Genomic DNA, 2,140 nt, shown 5'->3' on the forward strand with positions numbered 1-2,140 from the left:
TAATAATACCTGTTTTCTTTTTATTTTTTTCATGTGCCACGCAATTTTTTATTAGAGAGAATATAGTTACTGATAAAGGACCTGATAGAAAAAAAGAGTTAAGCCAAATAATAATTATTTCAAATCCTCCAAAAGATCAAGGTAAATTATATGAAATTGTTGAAAACTATAATAGACAGACAATAACTTATACGGAGATAATGAAATACGATGTGCATAGAAGTTTTTATAAGGAAACAAGATATTTAACAAGAAATTTCGAGGAGGGGAAACCATATCCAACATCGCTCGGTGAATTCATTTATGGAGAAAAACAACGTATTATGGCTCACTCGCGTGCTCATTTGTTATGGACATATAATTTTACAAACATAAGCGGACAACATTATTTTTATATAACTGATCCGGATGTTAATACTGTATTAAAGAGAAAAATAGATAATCTAGAAGAATATTATTTGAGCCCATAACTTTTCCACCGTTGTTCCGTTGTCAGTTATTATTTTTCAAATAGATTCGCATCTTACCGGACGGCATATTTTCCATCCTTACAACGCCGTTATCGTCTGAAACGCCGTTTTTTGTCGTGCCGTGGTTTATGATGTTGTAATTGACACCCAAATTCCCTAGCGCACATTGTCTTACATGGCACACTACCCGTAGCGTATAGATAGCATACCTTTTACAATACCCCATATATAGTGTACAATACTAGGCAGGGTACTCTACGGAATTTCGGTAACAGACACTATTGCGTGTACTCAACTTGAAGTGTTGGCCGGAGGCAGACAAGTAACCATGAAAATGAAGCGTATATTAATAATTATCTTTCTTCTGCTGTCTTTAAGCTCATGCACCATAAAGGACGGGATTGAAATACTGTTGTGGGCGTTCAGCGACAAAAAAGAACCTGAAGAAACAGAAGAAGAAAAGCAGAAAAATTTATTTAAATTTGAAGAAGCCCAACGCCGACTGGATTTATGGTGGGCAGTGAAAGGTGAAGACGTAAATAATGTAAGGCTGTTTCTGGAAGAAGGCTACGACCCCAACGTATGCAAAGGGGAACTGGGCTATAGGGAAGGAACCCCCTTAAATGTTATAGCGGATAGATTATATAATACTTATACAAGAGAATGTAGAGGGGAGAAGATACCCGATCCCCCGCCCGACGTGCAGATGATTCAGATGCTGGTGGAGGCAGGTGCGGACGTAAACCTGCGGCCTTACGTCTGGTGGAGGGTATATTCTTGGGATAATTGGTTTATTCAAGAAGACATATTAAAAAACACATTTTTAAGAAAGACATTGGAAAAACCTATAACGGAGGCCGAAAAAAAGGAAATGTTGGCGGTTGAGAACAAAGAAGCCGCAAGGAGATACGTAAAAGACGTGAATCGGGTTATGGAGGCGTTACTAAAGGCGGGGGCGGATCCCGATAAAAGGGGGCATCCGTACCCTTTTTCCATGGATGCGAAACGCAAAAAAATTACCGACGAAGAGGCGGACAAATATTTCGCCAAGGGGACCCGCCCCATAAACGAGGCGATAAAGAAGGGGATGTGGTGGGAAAGCCAGGTGGATTTGCTGCTGCAATACACCACGCTGGACGAAGACTCGCTTAAGGCGGCGAAAGAATCAAAAGACCCCGCCATGATAGGAAAGATAAATAAATTATGGAATGAACAAAACTCGGGGAAAAAAGGATTGTAATCGGCCATGAAAAAGAAGCATATTATAATATTCGTATTATTTCTGGCGTGTTTAAACTCGTGCACCCTCAAGAACATCAAGAACTTAAAGAAGGATGTCGAAATTCTGCTGTGGCTGTTTAGCGATAATGAGGAAACGGAAGAAGAATGGCAGAATGAGAAAACGACATATAAGCCGAACTCGATAGAAATGGTTCCGATACCAGCCGGAACCTTTACCATGGGCGGTTTCAGCACCGAATCAATGTCATGGGACAATGAACGCCCGCAACATCAGGTAACATTAAGCGGATTTAGAATGGGCAGGTACGAGGTAACGCAGGAGCAGTACCAGTCGGTAATGGGAAAAAACCCGAGCCATTTTTACAGCAACTCTAGAAAAGGGGAAATTCAAGAGAAACGCCCGGTGGACAGCGTAAGCTGGTACGACG

Annotated in this window: 4 protein-coding genes; 3 read left to right on the forward strand and 1 reads right to left on the reverse strand. The window is 40.9% G+C overall.

Annotated elements, in window-relative coordinates; translation table 11 throughout:
• Window positions 1-470: hypothetical protein (locus tag ACYVTD_RS11875; protein ID WP_461247976.1), on the forward strand; the 470-nt coding region annotated here is incomplete at its 5' end.
• Window positions 471-492: 22 nt separating this feature from the next.
• Here ACYVTD_RS11875 and ACYVTD_RS11880 read toward each other — a convergent pair.
• On the reverse strand, window positions 493-621 hold the full coding sequence (locus ACYVTD_RS11880; protein WP_461247977.1) for a hypothetical protein: 129 nt from the start codon (window positions 619-621) through the stop codon (window positions 493-495).
• A gap of 177 nt (window positions 622-798) precedes the next feature.
• Here ACYVTD_RS11880 and ACYVTD_RS11885 point away from each other — a divergent pair, with 177 nt between their 5' ends.
• Entirely contained in the window at window positions 799-1,710 is a 912-nt protein-coding gene (locus ACYVTD_RS11885; protein WP_461247978.1) for a hypothetical protein, read from the forward strand.
• Window positions 1,711-1,716: 6 nt separating this feature from the next.
• Window positions 1,717-2,140, forward strand: a 424-nt coding sequence (locus tag ACYVTD_RS11890) for a formylglycine-generating enzyme family protein (RefSeq protein ID WP_461247979.1), incomplete at its 3' end; no start/stop codon positions are given.

This window comes from Treponema sp. R6D11, assembly GCF_054786075.1.